Source organism: Bradyrhizobium sp. CCBAU 45384 (assembly GCF_028128665.1).
Lineage (GTDB): Bacteria > Pseudomonadota > Alphaproteobacteria > Rhizobiales > Xanthobacteraceae > Bradyrhizobium > Bradyrhizobium manausense.
Genome location: NZ_LBIZ01000113.1, coordinates 133,043 through 154,538 on the forward strand (window position 1 = coordinate 133,043; position 21,496 = coordinate 154,538).

Below are 21,496 nucleotides of genomic sequence, written 5' to 3' on the forward strand. Positions count from 1 at the left end.
CATATGCATTCGGCTTTGATCACAGCTGCCTACATCACGGCGGCGGTTCTTTTTATTCTCGCACTGGGTGGCCTCTCCAACCAGGAGAAGGCGAAGCGCGCGATCTGGTACGGCATCGTCGGCATGGCCATCGCCGTGGCGGCGACGGTCCTCGGCGGGGTCGGCGCGGTCTGGCTGGTCCTCATCATGGTCGCCCTTGGAGGGATCGGCGGTGCGATGGCCGCGCAGAGAGTGCAGATGACGCAGATGCCGGAGCTTGTCGCCGGCTTCCACAGCCTCGTCGGGCTTGCGGCCGTCTTCATAGGATTGAACGCCGACATCGAGGCAGGAGCGGCGGCGAGAGCCCTGAGTAACGGCAGCGGCGACACGCTATCGGGCTTCGCGGCGACGCTAGCTCACAAAACGCCGATCGAACTGTCAATCATGAGGGTCGAGGTGTTTCTCGGCATCTTGATCGGCGCAGTCACCTTCACAGGCTCGATCGTTGCCTATGGCAAGCTCGCGGGCAAGATTCAATCGAAGGCGCTAACCCTGCCGGGCCGGCATGCCATCAATATCGCGGCTGGCGTCGCTTGCCTGCTGCTCGGCATCCTCTATTTCTATGGCTCCGGGATCTGGACCATGATCCTCGTTGCGTTCATCGCGGGCGCGGTCGGGTGGCATCTGATCATGGCAATCGGCGGCGCGGACATGCCGGTGGTGATCTCAATGCTGAACAGCTACTCTGGCTGGGCCGCTGCGGCGATCGGCTTCACCTTGTCGAACGACCTGCTGATCGTCACCGGGGCCCTGGTCGGCTCGTCCGGCGCCATTCTGTCCTACATCATGTGCCGGGCGATGAACCGGAACTTCCTCAGCGTCATCCTGGGGGGCTTCGGCGCATCCGGCGGACCAGCGCAGGCGATCGAGGGCGAGCAGGTGGCGATCGATACCGACGGAGTGGCGGCGATGCTGGATGATGCCGAATCGGTCATCATCGTGCCCGGCTACGGGATGGCCGTCGCGCAGGCACAGCAGCCGGTCTCCGAATTGGTGAAACGGCTGCGGGCCAAGCGCAAGGAAGTGCGGTTCGGCATCCATCCGGTCGCAGGCCGTCTGCCGGGGCACATGAACGTGCTACTCGCCGAAGCCAAGGTACCCTACGACATCGTGCTCGAAATGGACGAAATCAACGACGATTTCCCGTCGACCGATGTTGCGATCGTCATCGGATCGAACGATATCGTCAATCCAGCGGCGCAGGAGGACCCGACATCGCCAATCGCTGGCATGCCCGTCCTCGAAGTCTGGAAAGCCAAGAACGTGCTGGTCCTAAAGCGCGGTCAGGGCACCGGCTACTCGGGCATCGAGAACCCGCTGTTCTACAAGGAGAACGCCCGGATGTTTTATGGCGACGCCAAGAAGTCGCTGGACGAGCTGCTGACGCGAATTCATTAAGATCAGCTTGCGGGCCGAAGCGCGAGGAAATTGGAATGAATGGTCATCGCGCTTTAGGTCATTGTTGAGCATCATCTTTTCGGAGAAACGCTTCGCACTTTTCCGGCTTATGCTTTAGCTCTCTGTCAGCATACGGGATACGCTCCGTTCTTCAGGATCGAACAGCAGAACAATCAGCAAGCCCGCCACGATCACGACGTCGGCATTGAACACTGATCAGGCGAATTTCGGCAGATGCAGCGGCAGGCCGTCACACGGCATATCGATTTCCTCGACCTGCCCCTTGCCGACCTCAGTGACGCGCAGCTTCTTGCCTTCCATCGTAAAGGCACAATTCGTCGGCTGCGATCCATCCAGGATCAAGCGATCGGCGAGCTCGCCTCGCCGGTCTAGCACAGTGACGTTCTTCTGATTGTAGACGGTGCAATAAAGCCGGCCGTCGGTTCCGAAAGCCATTCCATCCGGTCCTTTGAAGTCCGGGTTCGCATCCGCTTGCAGGACGTTACCGAAGACGACGCGCTTTGGCGCCGCTTCGCCGAACACGTCGTATCGGTAGATTTCGCCGGTAAAGGACGCGTTGGCATACAGGTGATCGTCGGGTCCGAAGGCGATGCCGTTGGTGAAACGAATTTTGCGGTCGATCACGCGCAGCACCTTCATGGCTGCCGGATCGATCTCATACACACGGCCGTCCCAATCGAGATCCATATAGCCGTCCACGAAGGCCTGGCCATTGATAAAATCCTCTGCGGCCATGCCGGAGTCCGTCATGTAGAGCAGTCCGTTCGGACCAAAGCAGAGGTCATTCGGAAACAGGAAGCGATCTGCGCCTTCGCCCTGCATGCGCCGGATCTCGTTTCCGCTTTCGTCGATGCAGATCAGCGCCTGGAGGCCAGCTTCTGCGATCCAGATCCGGCCGTGGCCATCTGTCGTTAGTCCATTCGGACGGCCACCCGTCGTCCGGATCACGCGGCGGTTGCCGCGAGGATCGAGCCGCGTGACACAAAGGGTCGACGCGGACATCTCCGTGACATACATCGAACCGTCGGGCAGGCACACCGGGCCCTCGGGCGCTCCGATTCCGCTTGCAAAGAGTCTCGACGCCATTTTTCCCTCCCGTTTCCCAGACTGTTCACCGATCGCTATCCGATCACCAGGCCGCTGTCCGGATCGATCAGCACGACGCGATTGAGGTCGATGGCAAGGTCGATGCGCTCGCCATGGCTGCTGACGTCATGAGCCTGCAGCTCCGCCACAGCGTCCACTCCGCCGAGCTTAATAGTCGTGAAGGTGCGGGTCCCGGTTGGCTGAATGAGGTCGGCAATGGTTGAGTAGGCCACCACTCCGTCCCTGAGAGGTCGGCCGCCGGCCCGGCTGAAGTGCTGCGGTCGAATCCCGACGATAACCTGTTTCCCATCTGCATGGGTCAGTGATGCGGCCTTGGCTTTCGGAAGTGTCAGCGCGTCGCCGGATTGAAATATCACCGCGCCCTCGGGGCCGTTTGTCGTGAGGGCCGCCGGGATAAGGTTGATCGATGGCGAGCCGAGAAAGCCCGCAACGAATCCAGTACGAGGCTGCTCGAACAGCTCAAGAGGGGCTCCCTGCTGCTCGATCTTTCCCTCGCGCAGCAGCACGATCCTGTCGGCGAGGGTCATCGCCTCGACCTGGTCGTGGGTAACGTAGATCATCGTCGTCGTGATCTCGTGATGCAGGCGCTTGATCTCGGTCCGCATCTCGTCACGCAGCTGGGCGTCCAGGTTGGAGAGGGGCTCGTCGAACAGAAACAGGTCTGCTTTGCGGACGATGGCGCGGCCGATGGCGACGCGCTGACGCTGTCCACCGGAGAGCTGCCGTGGATAGCGCTGCAGGAGATTGCCGATGCCGAGCATCTCGGCGGCTTCACTGACGCGCTTTCTGACCTCGATCTCCGGAGTTTTGCGGGCGCGCAGACCGAAGGCGATGTTCTCGCCGACGGTCAGATAGGGGTAGAGCGCATAGTTCTGAAACACCATTGCTATGTTGCGCTCGCGCGGGCGCAGATCGTTAACCACTGCGCCTCCGATGGCGATCGTTCCGCCGTCTGGGTCCTCGAGACCTGCAATGGTTCGTAACAGTGTGCTCTTGCCGCAGCCGGACGGACCCACCAGCACAGCAAATTCGCCGTCGGCGATGGTGAGATCCACACCACGCACTGCATGCACGTTGCCGTAATATTTGTGTACACCGGACAGCCTGACGTCAGCCACTTCGCTCTCCCTAACCTTTGACTGCGCCCAGCGAGATGCCTCGCACGAGATAGCGCTGCATGACGGAGACCGCGACGAAGATCGGCAATGTCCCCAAGACCGACATCGCTGCGATCTTTGCCCAGAAATTCGATTGTCCGCCGAAATAGTGCGTCAGCATGACCGGAAAGGTGATGACTTCGGTGCGCGTGAGCACCAGCGCGAACAGGAAGTCGTTCCAGGCGAACACGAAGGTGAAGACCGACGTCGCCATGAGACCGGGTCTGACCATCGGGAAGACGACTTTCCAGATCACCTCCCATCGGTTCAGGCCATCGACCAGAGCGCTCTCCTCTAGCTCCAGCGGAACGTCGACGATGTAGCCGCGCATCATCCAGATCACGTAGGGGAGATTGAATGCGGTGTAGAGGAGGATCAGCCCGAAATAGCCGTCGACGAGGCCGAAATAGACGTAGATCAGAAAGATCGGGAAGACGACTGCAATTGGTGGAATCATGCGCTGGGAGATGATCCACATCGCCAGGTTCTCGCCGCCGGTGCCGAACCTGGCGAGGCTGTAGGCGCAGAGCGTTCCGAGAACGATTGCGATGCCGGAGCTGACGCCTGAGACGATCAGGCTGTTCAGGATGGCAAGAACGTCGCCGTCCTTGAACAAAACGTAGTAGTTCGAGAACTGGATCTGCCCAGGTATCCATAGGGGTGGCACGTGATAGATCTCGTCCGGCGTCTTGAACGAGATCATGAACAGCCAGTAGACCGGAAACAGAAATAGCAGGGTTACTACGCCGGCGCCGAGATAGCGAAGCGCCAGAATGCGGGCTTTTCTCGCCGGTAGCTTGCCGACCCTCATCGCGCGAGCTCCATGCGCTTGAGGACCAGCGTGGTGATGACCGTGAGCAGCGCAATCACCAGAAAGGAGATTGCGGCTGTGTAGCTGGTCTCGAATTGCGAGAAGCCTTGCACATAGGTGTAGAGCGAGACGGTCTCGGTCATCGAGCCTGGCCCGCCTTCGGTGAGGGCCCAGATGATGTCGAAGATGCGCACGAGATCGAGGCCGCGGATCAGGCAGGCCACGGCTACAACGGGAGCGATCGCCGGCAGAATGATTGCGCGAAGCACGCGCAAGTACGAGGCGCCGTCGATCTCCGCAGCCTCGAGTTGTGACTGGTCGACGTTCGACAGGGCTGCAAGCAGGAGCAGGAACATGAACGGTGCCCACTGCCAGACTTCGCAGATGATGATCGCCGGATAGACGTAGGCCGGATTGACGGTCCAAAGGATCCGGACCGGCTCGCCGGCGAAGACACTCAGAATCTGGCCAATCGGGCCGAAGCGGACGTCGAACATCAGACGCCAGGTCGCACCCGCGACGATCGGCGAGATCACCGTTGGAAGCACCAGCAGCGCTACGAAGATCTGACGACCAGGCATGCGATCGATGAAGAGTTGCGCCATCAGGAAGCCGATCAGCAACTCCAGGGGGAGGGCGATCGCGGTGATGATGGCGGTGTGGCCGAGCGAAGCCCAGAGGCGCGCATCCCTGAACAGCTCCGCATAGTTCAAGAATCCCGCGAAGGACGTATCACTCACGGTCATCGTGATGCGCTGGAAGCTCACGATCAGGGAGTAGATCAGCGGAAACAAGCCGACCAGCAGAAGGATCAGAATAGCCGGAGCGACGATGAGATAGGGAAGCCGGTCCTCAAGCAGGCGCCCGAAGCGGCTAGGACGGCGTTGCTCGGCAACATTGAGACTTGCGGAAAGCGTCATCATTAGTCCAGGAAATGACACCACACGGGAGGGCGACGCCTCCCGTGCGGTATTCAGTCAGTTATTGCGGGTAGGCGCCGGGCTTTGCCGCCCAGACCTTGTAGACGGCCTTTTGATTGTCGATGCCGACCTTCTCGGTGATCGCATCGAATTGCTGCGCCATGCGGTCGAGAATGGCCTTGGGGTCTTCGCCTGCCCAGAGGCTCGAAATCGCCTTGGTCATCGCCTCGTCGTACTTGTCCTGTTGTAGCAGCGACAGGTCGAGTAGGCCCTTCTCGCCGGACGTCTTGATGGTGTCGAGATAGGCGGGAGCATCGGGCCAGAGCGCGCGATATTTCTCGCTCGCGTAGTGCGACAGGCGGAACGGATCGCGCAGCGTATAGGGCAGCTGGACGCGCGCGAGGCTGGTCTTCTTGCTGTTCAGCCACTGGATGAAGAGATACGCGGCCTCCTTGTTCTTGCTGGTGGCCGAGACCGACAAATCGAAGCCAACGCCGAGCTCGGGACGGCCGAGAGGGGTGAGCGCGTAGCCGACCTTGCCGGCGACCTGCGATTTCGGCACCCACTTCAGCGCTTCCTCGCCCGAGCCGTAGCCGGCTGCCCAGCGGCCGTAGGGCGGCCAGGAGATCGTCATTGCGGTCGTGCCCTGGAGAAACGCGGCGAGATTATCGACAAAATTCCACTGCTCCACGCCCGGCGGCATGAACTTGTTCTCCGCCAGCATCTGCTTGAAGACCTTGAGGCCGACATCGCCATTCACCGTCGCCTTCATCGTGTCGGCATTGAAGAACTTGCCGCCCTCCATGCGGAAGCGTTCTTGGAACATGTATTGCGGATAGGGCGCGGTGCGGAAAAATCCCGCGCCGTAGACCTTGGGTCCCATCTTGTCGGTGATGAATTGGCCGATCTCGTCGAACTGTTTCCAGTCCTTTGGCGGCGCGAGCTCGTAGCCGAACTTGGCCTTGAACTCGTCCTTCATCTTCGGATCCTCGAAGATGTCCTTCCGGTAGTAGAGCAACATCACGTCGCCATCATCCGGGAAGCCGTAGATCTTCCCGTCATACTGCATCTGGTTGTCGCGATAGGCGGCCGCAATGTCCTGCAACTCCTCGCGATAGCCGAACTTGTCGACATATTTGTCGAGGGGCTCGAGTGCCCCTGCGCGGGCCAAATCGGGCATCCAGGATGGGATAACGTTCAGCGCGTCATAGGCTCCGGCGCCTGATTTGAAATCCTGCATGATCTTGGTGAACATCTGATCGGTCGGCACTTCGACCACCTTCACCTTGATGCCGGTGAGCTTCTCCCATTGCGGGCCCGAATAGTTCAGCGGATCGAGCGACTGGAGACCAGCCTCCCAGACGATGCTGATTGTTGTACCCGCGTACTTCTTCGCGGCCTCCACCGCTGTGTCGGCCGCGTCCTTATCGGCGGCGGGCGCCGAGGTGCCAGCGAACGCCAGGATCACGGCGGCGCCGAGAAACGTCTTGAACTTCATTCCATCCTCCTCCTCTTCTCCCGAGCGTCCCGAGGCCACAAGCCGGCTTCGGAGCGCTTTCACATCATTCCTGGACGTGCCTCCGCCAGCCGCCGACATCGACAGGCTGTGCCGGCGCCGAGGGGCGCCGAACAAACGATTTCACCTATGTTGAGGGTTGGCGGCGCAGACGTATCGCTGCCGGATTGCTGCTCCAGCCTAGATGAGGCCAGTTGGGCTTTTTAAAAACACGCGTCCTCCCCGAAAACGCTCTAGGGCGTTGATTTTGGGGCTAGTCTGCGTTGCGACGGAACTGTTGGGCAAATGAGAACTTTGCAATCATCGATGAGCAGGATTCACCTGTCTTCTGGTGCTCTCAGAAGTGCGAATCTGCAAAGCTTCGCCTGATCACAGTTGTTCGCAAAGCTTCCACGTCGGGCTAAGATGAATGTTCGAATTGCGGTTGCCAGCGCAGCAAATAAGATTGCAAAGCACGGACGGCAACCGCCAGCAGAATACCCACGACCATCATGACGAAGATGGCGACCATCATCTCGCTGGCATTGGCGCGCGCCTCCGCTTCGATGATGAGCTTGCCGAGGCCACGCTCGGCACCGATGAACTCGCCGACAATGACGCCGATCAGCGCGAACGAGACCGCCGGCAGCAGCGAGGCGAACACCCAGGCGAGCGCCGAGGGAATCACGACCGTCCGCAGCACGGTGAATTCGCTGGCGCCGAGCAGGCGGGCGGCCGCGATCTGGTCGCGGTCGACCGCGCGCGTGCCCTCAAAAGTGTTGAAGAACACCACGAAGAACACGACCAGCCAGGCGGTCGCGATCTTGGAGAGATCGCCGAGGCCGAAGATCAGGATGACGAGCGGCACCAGCGCGATGCGCGGGATCGAGTTGAGCGCGACGATATAGGGCCCGAACACGCGGGCGAGGAAATCCGAGCGGCCGAGGATCAGGCCGGCCGCAATTCCGCTCGCCGATCCGAACAAAAATCCCCACCAGGTGTTCTTCAGCGTCACGAGCGTGGCGAGCCAAAGATTATTGTCGTTGCCCTGGATGCAGGCGGCAAAGCCACTCGCATCGGAGAAGCAGCCGAGGCGCAGGAAGCTCTGCCAAATCAGCGACGGCTTGGCGACGAAATAGGGATCGAGGATTTTCGGCACATAGGCTTTCGGCAGCAGCGCCTTGCTCCAGTCGAAGCCCCATTGCCAGATGACGAGCAGGCTCGCGAGGATGGCGAGTTGCCAGAACAGGATGACGGCGCGGCTTTTGGGCATGTCAGTCGGCCCTGGTGCGGCGGAATTCTTCGCCGAGCGAATGCCAGATGTGGGAATAGAGGCGGCCGAATTCGGCGGTCTCGCGCAAGCTGACGGGATCGCGCGGACGCGGCAGGGCTATCTCGAAGTCTTCCTTAAGCCGTCCGGGGCGCGCCGAGAGCAGGATGATGCGGCTCGCCAGGGTGATGGCCTCGCCGAGATCATGCGTCACGAACAGCACGGTCTGCCGCTCCCGCTCCCAGATCTCCAGCAGCGTCTTGTGCATCTCGAGCTTGGTGTGGGTATCGAGTGCGCCGAACGGCTCATCCATCAGGAGGATCTCGGGCTCCAGGATCAGGGTGCGCATCAGGGCGACACGCTGGCGCATGCCGCCGGAGAGCATGCGGGGGAAGCTCTGCGCAAAGCCGGAGAGCCCTGCCTTGTCGACGGCCGCGGCGACGCGGCCCGTGCGCGCGGCCTTGGCGACGCCGGCGATTTCAAGGCCATAGCCGATGTTCTGTTCCACCGTGCGCCAGGGGAACAGCGTGTCACGCTGGAAGACGTAGCCGACCTTGCGGTTGATCCTACCGGTTTCGACGGTGTCATCGTCGATCAGGATGCGTCCGCCCGAGCGCGGCAACAGGCCGGCGACCATGTTGAGGATAGTGCTCTTGCCGCAGCCGGACGGGCCGAGCAGTGCGACGAATTCGCCTTGGCTGACCTCGAAGGAGACGTCGTCGACCGCGACGAACTCGCGGCCGGCCGAGGTGAAGCGCTTGGCGAGACCTTGCACGGCAATGCGTGTGCGAGCCGCATCCGCGTCCTTGTCCTCTCGCGTGAGCGCGAGGCTCGGGCCTTGAGCGGCCATCATTTGGTTTTCGCCTGCGCTGTCGCAAGGAAGCTCATGTTGACGACATCCTCATATCTGGTTTCGGGAATGTCCGTACCCTTGCGATACCAGGGTTTGGCGCCGCGTTCGAAAGACACCTTGTCGATGTGTCCGTCGTAGGCCCAGGTCGATGTGTCGAAGCCGAGCTCGGCGCTGACCGCGTCCGGATCGATGCCGGAGAAGTATTTCGGCGTGACCAGCGCCTGCACCTCGGCGAGCGGCGTTGCCTTGACATAGGCCATGGCGCGAGAGATCGCGTTGACATAGGCCTGCACCATCGCTTTGTCCTGGTCGATCGTGTCCTGCAGCGTGTAGATCACGAGCACGGGCAGGGTGCCGCCGAAGTCCTTTTCGAACACACCAGGCTTGGACGTATCGTAGATCGCCTTGCCAAAACCCTTCTTCTCGACTTCGACCATCCAGCTCGGCGGCGCCATGATGGCGTCGAACTGCTTGGTCTGGAGGGACGGGAACATCGTGTTGGGGCCGCCGCCGGCCACCCAGTTCACCTTGTCACCGAGCCCGCGCGTCTCGAACACATAGGTGCCGAACACCCAGGTGCCCGAGCCGATGGCGGTGGCGGCGACGATCGGCTTGGTGCCGTCGGCGCGCTTGGAGGCGGCGAGCTTCTCGACCGAAGTGATGCCGCTCTCGTAGAGGTCCTGTCGGACCATGATGTTGGCATAGGAGCACACCATTTCGGTTGCGAGCAGGATCTTGCAGGGCTTGCCGCGCGCGCTGAGCTGCAGCGGGTGGCTGGCGTCGCCATGCGCGAACAGCGCCTGTCCCGCGGCCAGCGTCTGGCGTCCGAACGTGCCGGCATTGCCGGTGACGAGCTTCGAATCCAGCCCTTCGTCTTTGAAGTAGCCCTTCAGCTCCGCGATCATGCCGATGGCATAGACCGGCGAGACCGGCCCGAAGGCCAGCGAGACCTGCTTGCCCTCGGCGCGCACTTGCCTCGTCAGCAGCGATGCGCCGGCCCATGCGGAGCCTGCGATCAGCGCCGTGCGCCTGGTGATGGTCATGTGCTCCTCCCTTTGTTCTTGTTTGATCGCGCCATTCGTCAAGATGGCGTCAGTGCAATCCGGATCGTTCCCGCCTCCCGCAGCGCCTCGATATCCTTTGCAGAGATTCCGGCCTCGCTCAGGATCTCGCGCGTGTGCTCGCCGATTCCAGGCGGATCGTAGCGATTGGGCAGGCGCTGCCCGTCCATGGAGATCGGCAGCAGCGGCGTCTTGGCCTCGCGGCCGTCGGGCAAGTGAATGTTGGTCATGCCGCCTGATTGATTGAGATGCGGATCGTCGAAGAGATCGCCGGGCTTGTTCACGGGCGCGTAGGGCAGGTCGAGCTGCTCCAGCTGTGCGGCAAGCGCGGCCTTGTCCCACTCCTTGAAGATCTTTGCGATCTCGGGGATCAGCCAGGCGCGATGATCGACGCGGCCGTTGGCTGTCGCAAGGCGCGGATCGGCGAGCCAGGCTTCGCGCTCGAAGGCGCGGCAGAACGCCTCCCATTGCTCCTCGCCGACGATAGTGACGAACAGTTTCGAGCCGTCCTTGGTGTCGAAGAGATCATAGACCGGCCACGGGCTGTCCTTGATCGAATAGGGGATCGACGGCTGGCCGCTGACCACCTCGCACATCATCGCCTGCGCCATCAGGAACACGTTGTTCTCGTAGAGCGCGCTCTGGATGTAGCGGCCGCGACCGGTGCGCTGCCGCTCCGCAAGCGCAGCCTGGATCGCGATCACGCCAAACATGCCGCCCATGACGTCGTTGACCGAGGCGCCGGCGCGCATCGGGCGGTCGGGCAGCCCGGTCATGTAGGCGAGCCCGCCCATCATCTGCACGACCTCGTCGAGCGCGAGACGGTTCTCGTAAGGGCCGGGCAGATAGCCCTTCAGCGAGCAATAGATCAGGCGCGGCACGAAGTCTGCGACCGATTGATAATCGAGGCCAATCCGCTTCAACAGGCCGGGTCGGAAATTCTCGATCAGCACATCACTCGTCTCGATCAGCCGCCGCGCGATCTTCTGGCCTTCCGCGGTCGATGTATCCAGCGCAATGCTACGCTTGTTGCGGCTGTAGGTTGCGAAGAAGCCGGCGGCCGGTCCCTTGAAGGTGCGGGTGCGATCGCCCTTGGGTGGCTCAACCTTGATCACATCGGCGCCGAGGTCGGCGAGAATAAGCCCGCAACTTGGGCCCATCACCATCTGGCTGAATTCGATGACGCGAATGCCGGCCAGCGGCCGCAGCTCGGAGGCGCTCTCTCGCACGGCCGCGGTCATGTCGCCCTCCGCAGCACCTTGGGGATGCCGGCTTCATGCAGATGGCCCGTGAGATGCTTCGCTTGAATATGGCGGGCGAGAATCTCGCGCGTCTGCATCAGGCGGTCGAGATCGATGCCGGTGGACAGGCCCATGCGCTCCAGCATGAACACGAGATCCTCGGTGACAATGTTGCCGCGCGCGCCCGGCGCGAACGGGCAGCCGCCGAGGCCGGACACGGCGGCATCGAACCGGCGGATGCCGGCTTCGAGACCGGCGACGGCGTTGGCAAGGCCTGCGCCGAGCGTATCGTGCAGATGCAGCCGCAGCGTCATCTGCGAGCCGACCTCGCGCCGGACGGCGTCGACGATCTGTCCGATCAGCCTCGGCGTCGCATAGCCAACGGTGTCGGCAAGCCCGATCTCGTCGGCGCGCGCGTCCGCGAAGGCGCGCGCCACGCGGCATACGGCGGCTTCGCTCACTTCGCCCTCCAGCGAGCAGCCGAACGAGGTGGAGATCGCGCCCATCAGTTGCGGCCGCTGACCCACAGGTCGGCCATCGATCGCGGCGCGCACCGCGCGAAAGCCCTCGATCTGCTCGTCGATCGTACGGCGCACATTGGCGCGGTTGTGCGTCTCGCTGGCCGAGATGACGAAGTAGATGGCGTTGACGCGTGCCGCGATGGCGCGCTCGGCGCCTTTGGGGTTGGGCACCAGTGCGCCGATGGTCGCGGTCTCTTGGGTGAGGGCGTGTGCCATTACCGCATCAACGTCGGAAAATTGTGGCACGACCTTCGGTGGCACGAAGGAGCCGGCATCGATCTCGCTCACGCCGGCGGCGGCGATCGCATCGATCAGCGCGCACTTGGCTTCCGTCGGAACGAAGACGTCCAGGTTCTGCAAGCCGTCGCGCGGAGCGACCTCGCAGATGTGGACATCGGGCGCGCGTGCCATCGTGGCTCTCCCTGTTCGATTGTATATTATTGCAATAAAGAACAATCCGTGGGACAGTCTGTCAAGTCCTAAAAGCTGCGTGCACTGGCAATGACCGCCGTCCAAAGTTCCCGACGACTCCAAGGCAAAGCCGGTTCCGAGCGCGCCGAGCACCTGGCCGGCCTAATCATGGCGCTCGCCCGGCGCGACGGCATGAAGGCCGGCGATCGCTTGATCGAGCAGAGGCTGGCCGATGCGCTCGACCTGTCGCGTGCGCCGATCCGGCTCGGGCTGAAGGCGCTGGAGGCCGCGGGCCTTGCCCGAGGCGAGCCACATCGCGGCTTCGTGCTGGCGAAGAATCCGACCAGCGGCGCGGCCCAGCCGGCGCTTGCGGCGGTCAGGCGTGGCGAACAGGTCTATGCGAGCATTGCCGGCGACGTTCTGGCCAGCCGGCTTTCGGCCGATGTCACCGAGGCGGAGTTGATGCGCCGTTATGATCTGAGCCGGGCCGAGCTGCAGCGATTGCTCGATCGCATCGCGGCCGAGGGCTGGATCGCGCGCCTGCCGGGCTATGGCTGGCGCTTCGCGGAGACGGTGTCGAGCCCCGCCGCGCAGGCGCAGGCCATGGCGTTCCGCGTCGTGATCGAGCCGGCCGCGATGGCGCAGCCTGATTACACGCTATCGCAGGAGGTGATCGCACGGTTGCGGGAACGGCAGCAGCGCGTCCTTGATGGCGAATTCGAGAAGATGACCATCGGCGAGATCTATCAATCCGGCTGCGATTTCCACGAGGAGATCATCCGCGGCGCCGGCAATCCGTTCTTCGTCGAGGCGCTGAAACGCGTGAACTCCATCCGCCGCCTGTTCGCTTATCGCAGCTTCGCCGACCGCGACGGCATGCGCCGCCATGTGCGTGAGCATCTGCGCCTGCTCGATCTGCTGGAGGCGCGCCACTATGCGGAGGGGGCCGAACTGATGGCACGGCACCTGCAGCGCCCCCTAGTCGAAGGCCTGTCTTAACGTCTCAGGATGTTAATCGTCATTTGCGCCTTGTATGGCCGTAAACATTATGCTCCGCGACTCCGTGTGGATATCGAAGGCGTGATTGATGTGAAGGAGAAACTGCGAGCTGCCGAAGCGACAATCTAGCTGCCAAGACCCCGGGCTGCGCGGTACGCCGACTGTATCGGGCTGAAGCCGATCATTCGCTGCAGCTTGTATCGGCACCGTAGAAGCGATCGGTTCGAGCCCAGAATCTCGGCAAGTCGGGCTTCGTCCAATACCTTTCTTTCAAACAAGTCAGCGGCGACTTCTTCGACCAGTTTGAAGTCAATATTGGGGTAAACTTTACCTAACGCGGTGCCGCCAAAATCCATCATCGGGTCATCTACCCGAGCATTCATGGCAACCATGCCTTTGACGTAGTTCTGTACGTCCTCCTGAGCATTCTTTTGAGCTTCCGACAGGAAGAGACTGGCGTCCGCCACCCTTCCCGAGCCGTCTACAAGACGGCGCTTTTCGAAAAGGAAATGCTCGGCTGCTAAGCCGCCGCAAGCGATAAATGGGGCTTGAGGCGGAGTCCGTTCGATGCTGCTGATCCCGTGGGGCGGAGGACCGTCAAGCAGAGAAACCTGGGCAACTCTCGCGCCGATTGTCGCCGCGGTAACGACGTGGCCAGCTTCGTGAAAGCAGACAAGCTCTGGCGTAAGTATGCCGATAAGCTGAGGCAGAGGCACGAGAGCTAACCTTCGCGTTTCCAGGGGTCGCCCGGCAACTTCTCGATCAGCGCCGCTGCAATCTCGTCTGCTGCTTTCTTCATATCCCACGAATATCCGCTCGCCAGCAACGGGCTGATATCGGCCGTGAATTGTGCATCTGTCATTTTCTGATGCATGTTCTGCTCGAACAGAGCGCGGGTGATGTTATGTCCGCCGTGATCCATGTAGGCCGCAAAGGTTTCCACGATGCGGTCCGGATCAACACCATCTTGTTTGAGGGCAATCGCAAGATCGAACAGATCGCGGCCTTTTTTGCGCTGATAGAGAGCGCGGAGCTTGGTGCCGAGCAACTCATCAAGCTCGTAAGTCGAGATATCGCATTTGCCGCCGAACCAGCGCGAACTGACGCTGAATGGCACCTGTTTGAAACCATGAACGGCAAAATGCTCGCGCGTGTTGGTTTCGACTTTGAGCCTCATATTGATTGGCGGCGTATCCTCGGAAGCAAAGCGGTACACGAAGGTCACGCGGCCTTCGGCCTGCTTCCAGCGGGGTGTCCCGAGCCATGGATCGAGGACGGAACGCAGCGCCTCCATGACCGCGCCTGCTGGCTCTGCGCGAATCTGCACCAGATCGATGTCTTCTGAATATCGAGCGGCGGGTGTGATGTAGAGCTTGTAAAGAGCCGTGCCGCCGCGAAAGGCGAGTGCCTTGGAAAGCACGGGATGCGTGAATATCTCAACAAGCGCCCTGCAGATCACAAGGTCCTGCTCCACCTGGATATCTTGTATCCACGGCGCGTGAGCCCGCCATTCTGAGATATAGTCGCGTGGAATCATAGCTCCGGCTCCACTTCGGCGTTGACGATCAGCTTCCAGTCATCGTCACGTGCGGCCTCATCGTGAGGCGCGGTCGGCAAAAGCACGGCCGTCTGGCGCGCGTGCTGCCGGACATAGGATTTAAGAGCTTCGGCTCGGTCGCCTGCACCGGCCTTGGTTAGGAGATAACCGAGGCGCTGCGCCCACGGCATAGGTGCAGTTTGAGCCGCCATTACGAGCTTTTCGGAGTCGATTGTCTCCGCCAGTTCTCCCAGCACAGTCGCGGCCTGATCGAGTCCCCCGATCTGGTTGGGGTAGCCGACAAGATCGACAGCCGTAGCCTCCGGGGTGGAAACCAGCACAGGGCCGCGCGGCGTATTGAAGCTCTGGGTTGGGATCGCCGCGATATCCTTGCGAACATAAAACGCGACCCGAACGGCGCCACTGACAAGCGGACGGCGGCTTTTTGCCAGCATTACCTGGAATTCCTGGGGCCGCTGGTGAGCCGCGCCGTGATATTGAGCGGCTGTTAGCAGCCCGGCGTAGTAGATCAGACCCAGCCTTTGCATGAGGGCGGGGATAAATTGGTCCGCGGGCAGAGATCCGAGAGATTGGTATTCAGGCGGGATGATAACGTAGAAGCCCCGGGCCGGAGACGCGACCACGCGCTGCTTGGCAAGACGATTCAAAGCCAGCTTCGCCGCCGCGGGTGAGACGCCGAGTGCCTTTTGCGCGTCGCCAGACTCAAAATGATAGCGACCGCTGGCAGCGAGTCGCGTCAGATAGTTCCGAGCAGAGAGGCGAATATTCGAAATCATCTGCGTAAAGTATCATTTTTCAATACCTTGCGCAAACAATCTATAACCAAGTTCCCAAGTTTTTGACATTGTCAGTATTTTCAGATTAAGATAATGACATCGGAGATAACCCGGTGAGTGATGGACCACATAAGAGCCTGCCCATGCGGCGGCATTGGAAGGACCTCGCTGAGCGATCGGCGAAGGCTGCATTCTCACCGGACCAAGTCTCCGAAGCGCTGCCGCATGCGCTGAAGAAGGAAATCCTCTCGGCCCCCATCAAAGAAATCCGCGACATAATGGATAGCGACACTCTATTTCCTGAATTGCGCATCGAGCGTCTGGATGCACTACGGCAGGCTCACCGATCGGCAGCTGCCACTCACGTCATTGATTGCACCATCGCTGCCGCCGCTTCTGGCTTGACGGGGGAAGTGGGCACCCACGCAGCCCTGCAAAACGCGCTTCAAGACACGACGCGCAACGCCCTTCGCGGAATCGAGGAACACTACCAGCGCGAAGCCAGCTCCCGTAGCGCCGGCTACGTACGGACGAGACTGGACGCCGCCAGCCGCCAGCTCGATTGCGGCGCTCTCGCGCGAGAACTGTTGACGCCCGGGACCCCGCCTTCCCCGCGCTCCGTTACGTTGCCGCGCCAATCGGGCGTTGACGAGGGTCCGTCCCTATGACGATCACGCCATATAGCGCGACGATCAGCGAGAAATCGATCGATGTAGTCGAAGCGGGCCGCAAGCCGCGCAAAGGACGCATCGCATTCAACCTTGACCAAAATCTCGAATTCAGCATCGAGGCGCTGCGGTCCTATGCATTTGCCCGCTGGGAAACCGTTATCTATGATGCAATGGTCATTTCCGCTTCAATTGAATTTGCTGACCTATCAGTTAAGCGTCCTTCACGCGGCTGGGCGCGGCGCATCGCCCTGCGTATTCCCGTCCATGATCCTCTTCGCTGGAGCGATCCGGCTGTTATCAATTCCCTGCACGATGCGCTGGGTTTCCTCACGGGGGATTACTGGACGCTTGAGTTCGTGAAACGGTTAAAACACGTCGCAGCACCGGCTCAAGAATGCCTGCCGTTCCCGCGCCCGACCGAAGCGGTGATCGCTTATAGCGAGGGCATGGATTCCCGGGCTGTCGCGGGTCTCGCAGGTAAAGCGCTCGGCGATAAGCTCGTGCGCGTCCGCGTTGGTTCCAAGGCTGCCGACAAAACGACTATTGACGGTCAGTCACTTCCGTTCGCGCGAGTTCCTTACAGATTCAAGAAGATCAAAATGAGCAATCGCGAATCGAGCGCCCGTTCCCGCGGTTTCAAATTCGCGATGATCAGCGGGTTAGCCGCTTACCTCGCCGATGCGCGGCAAATCTTGATTCCAGAGAGTGGGCAAGGTTCAATCGGTCCTGCCCTGGTAACGGTCAGCCATGCCTATCCCGACTACCGCAACCATCCCCTCTTCACCAAAAGAATGGCCCGCTTCCTTGCGGCGCTACTTAAAAATCCGGTGGAGTTCGCATTCCCACGTCTTTGGCACACGAAAGGCGAGACGCTACGCGAATTCACGGCGCTGCCAGAAAGCGACACGTGGAAAACGACGCGGTCCTGCTGGAAAGACGTGCGCTGGAGCGCCTTAGCCCATAAACATCTTCAGTGCGGAATATGCGCCGCCTGCATGCTGCGCCGAATGAGCGTTCATGCTGCCGGTTTACGTGAAGAGGATGGAATCTATATCTGCACAGATCTGAGTGCGCCGTCGCTCGATGCCGCTATTCATACCGATTTCACACGGAATAGCCGCGCCTTCGAGCAATACGCGATTGCGGGCACACTTCATCTGGATCACATGGCGGACATGGCAAGCGCGGATGCGCGTCCCGCCGTTAAACGGCATGCCGTGCTGACCGGGATGGCGCTAGGTATTTCGGCGGCAACTGCAGAGGAAAAGATTGTCGGCATGCTCGAACGGCATGCTGCTGAGTGGAGCAACTTTTTGGACGGGTTGGGAAAACGCTCGTTCATCAGGAAATGGACGCGGGCAAGTCAATGAGCGGAGAAAAATTAACGGACAAAGAAATCGGCGAACGCCTGCGGCTGGCGCGTGAGAATGCGAAGATGACGCAGGTCGATGCCGCCGCTCAAATTGGCGTCGTGCGGACCACTCTCGTCGCAATTGAACAGGGGAAACGCCGGGTCCAGATGGATGAGCTGCAAAAACTCGCTACGGCTTACCGGACTTCCGCGAACGCTCTCCTCCGGCGTGAGGCCGTGCATCTTGATATGGTGCCACGCTTTCGCAAATTGCAGGAAAGTAGCAATGATGCGGTTGAAGCCGCGACGCGACTTCTGAATGATCTGGTCCGCGCCGAAGTTGAGCTTGAGAACGCGCTAGGCGTGGTTCGCACGCGCAATTATCCTCCTGAGCGTCCGATCTTGCCGGGCGATATCCGTGCGCAAGCTGAGCAGGACGCGCAAGAGCTGCGCGACTGGCTCGGTCTCGGACCAGGCCCAATCACGGATATTGTGTCCATTTTGGATTTGCAGCTCGGCGTCCGGGTCTATGTGCGTCCCCTGAATGGTAAAGTATCGGGCCTATTCGCGTACGATGAGACTGCTGGCGCATGTATCCTGCTAAACGCTAACCACCCGCCCGAGCGTCTATTGCAGTCGGGAGTGCATGAAACCGCGCATTTAATTTCAACTCGGCGTCAGCCCGAAGTGCTGACGGACGATGAGCGGTTCACTTCTCGCGAAGAGCGCTATGCCAACGCTTTCCAGCGTTCTTTCATCACGCCTGCGCGGGCTGTTCGCCAGCAATTTGCGGAAATAACTGCTGGTCAATCTCACCTAACGCGCCGCCACATCATCCTTCTTGCTCACGCTTCGGGTGTCTCCCGTGAAGCCATGGTACGCCGACTTGAGGAACTGAAGCTTGCCCGCGAAGGCACCTGGGATTGGTTCGTTGCAAATGGCGGGATTACGGATGATCAAGTCCGTCAGGTGCTTGGTGAATTGCCAGACAAAAAAGTATACACGGCGCGGGCTCAAGGCCTTGTGCCGCCGCGTCTCGCTCTTCTCGCCCGCGAGGCGTGGAAGAAGGATATCTATAGTGAAGGGCAGCTTGCCCGGCTTCTGCAACTAAACCGTCACGAAGTAAGAGAGCTTCTTGATGGCGTTGAAAAAGAGGAAAGCGAAGCCAATGAGCTTGTCAAGCTTCCTCACTAATCCCCGTGCAAGCCTCATTGCCGATGCCAGCGTTGTGATCAATTTGAACGCGACGTCTCGCGCTGCCGATATCATAAAGGCCGTGCCGAATCCGTTCTTGGTCACAGAGAATGCTGAAGCTGAGCTAAAGGCTGGATCGCAGAAGGGCTACCGCGATCACGAACAGCTTCTTGAGCTGATCGATTCGGGCCTCGTACGCCGCGCTACGCTTAGCGCGTCGGGTATGGCCGTCTATGAAAGCCTTATCGATGGTTCTGCCAAGCTGACGCTTGACGACGGCGAAGCCGCAACCATCGGTTACGCGAAAGAGATTTCCGGGATTGCGCTCATAGATGAGCGCAAGGCGAGGTCCCTATGCTCTAGCCAATATCCGGGTCTCCAGCTCGCATGCACCGTGGAGTTCCTGATGCATGATGCCATCACATTGGCCCTCGGTATTCAGGCCCAAGCTGATGCATTGACGAGCGCTTTGAACGGCGCTCGCATGCACGTGCCTGCCGAATACCTAGAACAGCTTCGCGCGACGATCGGTCCGGAGCGGGCGGCGCAATGCAGTAGCCTGCCGAAGGTAGCGCGAGCAGCTACCGTCTGACCAGTTTCTGTCCAAGACGGCCAAGCTGGCGGTGATATCCCTAAGCGCGAATAGTTTGTAGTGCTCAATTCACGCAACGTGCCTCGAGCGCATCGACGAAGGCGCGATCCCACCGGCCCTCACGGATCGCCTCGATGGTGCCCTGTTCCTTTTGCTCCTGGGCCAGTGCTTTCTCGATGACTGTTGCAGCCAGGGACGGTGCGAATGCGAGGAGGCCGTCCTGATCCCCTACGATGATGTCGCCAGCGTTCACGAGCATACCGCCGACGGTGATCGGGACGTTGATCGCTCCGGGACCATCTTTATAGGGGCCACGATGCGTCACGCCGCGCGCGTACACGGGAAAAGTGCGCTGGCGGATTTCCGCAACGTCGCGAATGGCGCCGTCGAGCACCATGCCGGCAAGCCCGAGCGAGGCGGCGGCGAGGGTCATGATGCCGCCGACGAGCGCGTTCGAGATGTCGCCGCCGGCATCGACAACCATCACGTCGCCGGGACGACAGAAGTCGTAGGCGCGCAGGATGGCGAGGTTGTCGCCGCCTCGCGTCTTCACCGTCACCGCGGTGCCCACCATCGGCGCCGGCGAGTGATAGGGGATCAGCCCGGTGCTGCCGCAATTGCGGTGCAGCTGATCGCTGAGCAGGGCGACCGCGATGGTCCGCAGTTTTGCGATCACCGCGGGATCGACTTGCGGAGCCGAGGGGTTCTTTGTGATGCCGGCGTTTGACATGGGATGCTTTCGATAGGGGTGTTAGCGGAGCTCGGAAACAGCGAGAGCGATGCGGTTGGTCCCATCGTCGAGCACATCGAGCGACGCTGCGATCGAGATGCGGAAGTACGGCGACAAGCCATAGGCGCTGCCTTGAACCACCGCGACGCCAACGCTTTCGAGCAGGTACATCGCGACATCGCCGTCGGTTTCGAGGCGCGTACCCGCCGGTGTGCGTCGGCCGATCAGGCCAGCACAATTGACGTAGAGATAGAACGCGCCGTCGGGCGGCAGGCAGCTCAGGCCCTCGATCTGGTTGATGCGCGTCAGCGTGCGGTCGCGGCGGTTACGATAGATCGCGACGCTCTCGGAAACGAAGCTCTGATCGCCATTGAGCGCTTCGACGGCAGCGGCCTGGCTGATCGAGCAGGCGTTGCCGGCGGCCTGCGACAGCAGCGTGTTCAGCGCACCAATCAAATCGGACGGCCCGGCGATCCAGCCGATCCGCCAACCGGTCATCGCGTAGGTCTTCGACACGCCGTTGACCGCAAGCACCCGGTCCGCCAGCTCGGGTGCAGCGTTCAGCAAATGTGGCGTCGCGCGGCCGTCGAAGCGAATGTGTTCGTAGATGTCATCGGTCATGACCAGCACATGGGGATGCCGTAAGAGCACTTCGGCCAGCTCGCGATATTCTGCCGCCGAATAGCTTGCGCCTGTGGGATTCGACGGCGAGTTGATGATCAGCCATCGTGTCTTGCCCGTGATCGCTGCTTCGAGCTGCGCCGGCGAGATCTTGAAGCCTTGGCTTTCCGGACACAGCACAATCTTCGGAACGCCGTCGCAGGCGATCACCATATCGGGGTACGATACCCAGTACGGCGCCGGGATGATCACCTCGTCGCCGGTCTCGATCGTCGCCTCCAGCGCGCTATAGATGCCGCTCTTGCAACCGTTGGTGACGATGATATCGGAAGGTGAGTAGACGAGATTGTTCTCGCGCTTCAGTTTCGCGGCAATCGCTTGGCGGAGATCAACAGAGCCGGCCAACATCGTGTAGCGGGTTGCGCCCTTGTCCATTGCCTTTGAGGCCGCGGCGCGAATGTTCGCAGGCGTATCGAAATCCGGCTCGCCAACGACGAGGCTGATGATGTTCTTGCCCTCCCGCTTCAGCGTCGTTGCCCGATCGGCCGCTGCCGAGCTGGGCGAAGGCTTGATGCGCCTCACGCGGGCGGAGATACGAGGATGGTTCATAGTGATTGACCCTGGCTAAGCGAGGTGCGACGCTAGAGACAGAGCCGGGCGCTGGCCAACACGAGTTCAATCTGGCCTGATAGGCATATC

21 protein-coding genes are annotated in these 21,496 nt (G+C 60.9%); 6 read left to right on the forward strand and 15 right to left on the reverse strand.

The annotated features are described in order from the left end of the window. The first annotated feature begins 3 nt into the window (after positions 1-3). The gene (locus XH80_RS25335; RefSeq protein ID WP_271600897.1) at positions 4-1,437 is read left to right on the forward strand and encodes an NAD(P)(+) transhydrogenase (Re/Si-specific) subunit beta; all 1,434 of its coding nucleotides are present in this window, start codon (positions 4-6) and stop codon (positions 1,435-1,437) included. Positions 1,438-1,653: 216 nt separating this feature from the next. On the opposite strand, the gene XH80_RS25340 is transcribed toward XH80_RS25335, so the two are convergent. The 10 genes from XH80_RS25340 to XH80_RS25385 form a co-directional block, all read right to left on the reverse strand. Continuing rightward, complete coding sequence (locus XH80_RS25340) at positions 1,654-2,544, reverse strand: SMP-30/gluconolactonase/LRE family protein (protein WP_271600898.1); 891 nt, start codon at positions 2,542-2,544, stop codon at positions 1,654-1,656. Between the two features lie 35 nt (positions 2,545-2,579). After that, entirely contained in the window at positions 2,580-3,683 is a 1,104-nt protein-coding gene (locus XH80_RS25345) for an ABC transporter ATP-binding protein (protein WP_271600899.1), read from the reverse strand. A gap of 10 nt (positions 3,684-3,693) precedes the next feature. Further along, positions 3,694-4,533 carry a carbohydrate ABC transporter permease gene (locus XH80_RS25350; RefSeq protein WP_271600900.1) on the reverse strand — a complete coding sequence of 280 codons (840 nt, stop codon included), beginning with the start codon at positions 4,531-4,533 and terminating at the stop codon, positions 3,694-3,696. After that, positions 4,530-5,453 (reverse strand): carbohydrate ABC transporter permease, encoded by a 924-nt coding sequence (locus tag XH80_RS25355; protein ID WP_271600901.1) that lies wholly within the window; start codon positions 5,451-5,453, stop codon positions 4,530-4,532. The genes XH80_RS25350 and XH80_RS25355 overlap by 4 nt, the downstream gene beginning before the upstream one ends. 61 nt (positions 5,454-5,514) lie before the next feature. Then, the gene (locus tag XH80_RS25360; protein WP_271600902.1) at positions 5,515-6,951 is read right to left on the reverse strand and encodes an ABC transporter substrate-binding protein; all 1,437 of its coding nucleotides are present in this window, start codon (positions 6,949-6,951) and stop codon (positions 5,515-5,517) included. A gap of 418 nt (positions 6,952-7,369) precedes the next feature. Continuing rightward, positions 7,370-8,221: an ABC transporter permease gene (locus XH80_RS25365; protein ID WP_271600903.1), complete on the reverse strand. Its 852-nt coding sequence runs from the start codon at positions 8,219-8,221 to the stop codon at positions 7,370-7,372. A gap of 1 nt (position 8,222) precedes the next feature. Further along, complete coding sequence (locus XH80_RS25370) at positions 8,223-9,071, reverse strand: ABC transporter ATP-binding protein (protein WP_271600904.1); 849 nt, start codon at positions 9,069-9,071, stop codon at positions 8,223-8,225. Further along, positions 9,068-10,114 (reverse strand): ABC transporter substrate-binding protein, encoded by a 1,047-nt coding sequence (locus tag XH80_RS25375; RefSeq protein WP_271600905.1) that lies wholly within the window; start codon positions 10,112-10,114, stop codon positions 9,068-9,070. The genes XH80_RS25370 and XH80_RS25375 overlap by 4 nt, the downstream gene beginning before the upstream one ends. Positions 10,115-10,152: 38 nt before the next feature. Further along, positions 10,153-11,373 carry a CaiB/BaiF CoA transferase family protein gene (locus tag XH80_RS25380; protein ID WP_271600906.1) on the reverse strand — a complete coding sequence of 407 codons (1,221 nt, stop codon included), beginning with the start codon at positions 11,371-11,373 and terminating at the stop codon, positions 10,153-10,155. Beyond that, complete coding sequence (locus tag XH80_RS25385; RefSeq protein ID WP_271600907.1) at positions 11,370-12,305, reverse strand: hydroxymethylglutaryl-CoA lyase; 936 nt, start codon at positions 12,303-12,305, stop codon at positions 11,370-11,372. Before XH80_RS25385 ends, XH80_RS25380 begins: the two co-directional genes overlap by 4 nt. A 168-nt stretch (positions 12,306-12,473) precedes the next feature. Here XH80_RS25385 and XH80_RS25390 point away from each other — a divergent pair, with 168 nt between their 5' ends. Next, positions 12,474-13,304, forward strand: coding sequence for a GntR family transcriptional regulator (locus XH80_RS25390; RefSeq protein ID WP_271600908.1), 831 nt, complete (start codon positions 12,474-12,476; stop codon positions 13,302-13,304). Between the two features lie 125 nt (positions 13,305-13,429). Here the strand turns inward: XH80_RS25390 and XH80_RS25395 are convergent, their stop codons facing one another. The 3 genes from XH80_RS25395 to XH80_RS25405 are packed head-to-tail and all read right to left on the reverse strand — an operon-like array spanning position 13,430 to position 15,638. Continuing rightward, positions 13,430-14,020, reverse strand: a complete 591-nt coding sequence (locus tag XH80_RS25395; protein WP_271600909.1) for a hypothetical protein — start codon at positions 14,018-14,020, stop codon at positions 13,430-13,432. A gap of 5 nt (positions 14,021-14,025) precedes the next feature. Continuing rightward, the gene (locus tag XH80_RS25400) at positions 14,026-14,841 is read right to left on the reverse strand and encodes a nucleotidyl transferase AbiEii/AbiGii toxin family protein (RefSeq protein WP_271600910.1); all 816 of its coding nucleotides are present in this window, start codon (positions 14,839-14,841) and stop codon (positions 14,026-14,028) included. Further along, positions 14,838-15,638 (reverse strand): type IV toxin-antitoxin system AbiEi family antitoxin, encoded by an 801-nt coding sequence (locus XH80_RS25405; RefSeq protein WP_271600911.1) that lies wholly within the window; start codon positions 15,636-15,638, stop codon positions 14,838-14,840. The genes XH80_RS25400 and XH80_RS25405 overlap by 4 nt, the downstream gene beginning before the upstream one ends. Before the next feature lie 143 nt (positions 15,639-15,781). Between XH80_RS25405 and XH80_RS25410 the strand changes: the two genes are divergently transcribed. From XH80_RS25410 to XH80_RS25425, 4 genes are read left to right on the forward strand one after another with little or no spacing between them, the layout of a single operon-like run. After that, on the forward strand, positions 15,782-16,306 hold the full coding sequence (locus XH80_RS25410) for a hypothetical protein (RefSeq protein WP_271600912.1): 525 nt from the start codon (positions 15,782-15,784) through the stop codon (positions 16,304-16,306). Next, positions 16,303-17,679, forward strand: a complete 1,377-nt coding sequence (locus XH80_RS25415) for a 7-cyano-7-deazaguanine synthase (RefSeq protein ID WP_271600913.1) — start codon at positions 16,303-16,305, stop codon at positions 17,677-17,679. The genes XH80_RS25410 and XH80_RS25415 overlap by 4 nt, the downstream gene beginning before the upstream one ends. Further along, entirely contained in the window at positions 17,676-18,854 is a 1,179-nt protein-coding gene (locus XH80_RS25420; RefSeq protein ID WP_271600914.1) for a helix-turn-helix domain-containing protein, read from the forward strand. Before XH80_RS25415 ends, XH80_RS25420 begins: the two co-directional genes overlap by 4 nt. Next, complete coding sequence (locus XH80_RS25425; RefSeq protein ID WP_271600915.1) at positions 18,829-19,446, forward strand: hypothetical protein; 618 nt, start codon at positions 18,829-18,831, stop codon at positions 19,444-19,446. Before XH80_RS25420 ends, XH80_RS25425 begins: the two co-directional genes overlap by 26 nt. Before the next feature lie 64 nt (positions 19,447-19,510). On the opposite strand, the gene XH80_RS25430 is transcribed toward XH80_RS25425, so the two are convergent. Both XH80_RS25430 and XH80_RS25435 read right to left on the reverse strand, forming a co-directional pair. Continuing rightward, positions 19,511-20,176 carry an RraA family protein gene (locus XH80_RS25430; protein WP_271600916.1) on the reverse strand — a complete coding sequence of 222 codons (666 nt, stop codon included), beginning with the start codon at positions 20,174-20,176 and terminating at the stop codon, positions 19,511-19,513. 21 nt (positions 20,177-20,197) lie between these two features. Next, on the reverse strand, positions 20,198-21,406 hold the full coding sequence (locus XH80_RS25435; RefSeq protein WP_271600917.1) for an aspartate transaminase: 1,209 nt from the start codon (positions 21,404-21,406) through the stop codon (positions 20,198-20,200). Positions 21,407-21,496: the final 90 nt, after the last annotated feature.